Here is a 490-nt window from a genome sequence, read left to right as displayed (position 1 = left end):
GAAACCACCGCCTATGCGCCAAGTAGCCCTTATTCTGCCTCAAAAGCTTCCAGCGACCATCTGGTTCGCGCATGGCTGCGCACTTACGGTTTCCCAACAATCGTGACCAACTGCTCAAATAATTATGGCCCGTATCACTTTCCTGAGAAGCTGATCCCGCTGGTGATTTTGAATGCGCTGGACGGTAAAGCGCTGCCTATTTACGGTAAAGGCGACCAGATCCGTGACTGGCTGTATGTTGAAGATCATGCGCGTGCGCTGTACACCGTCGTAACCCAGGGTAAACCGGGTGAGACATACAACATCGGCGGGCATAACGAAAAGCAAAATCTGGACGTGGTCCACACCATTTGCGATCTGCTGGATGAAATCGTGCCGAAAGAAGGTTCCTATCGCGATCAGATTACTTACGTCGCTGACCGCCCCGGGCATGACCGCCGCTACGCGATTGATGCGCATAAAATTGGTGTTGAGCTGGGATGGAAGCCAG

Annotated in this window: 1 protein-coding gene; it reads left to right on the top strand. The window is 52.9% G+C overall.

What is annotated here, in order from left to right; all coding sequences use genetic code 11:
* Positions 1 to 490, top strand: a 490-nt coding sequence (locus JTA15_RS09970; protein WP_219373183.1) for a GDP-mannose 4,6-dehydratase, incomplete at both ends; no start/stop codon positions are given.

This window comes from Enterobacter sp. BIDMC 29, from assembly GCF_019378755.1.
In the GTDB taxonomy this organism is placed as follows: domain Bacteria; phylum Pseudomonadota; class Gammaproteobacteria; order Enterobacterales; family Enterobacteriaceae; genus Enterobacter; species Enterobacter ludwigii.
This window is presented reverse-complemented; position numbering and strand designations above follow the sequence as displayed.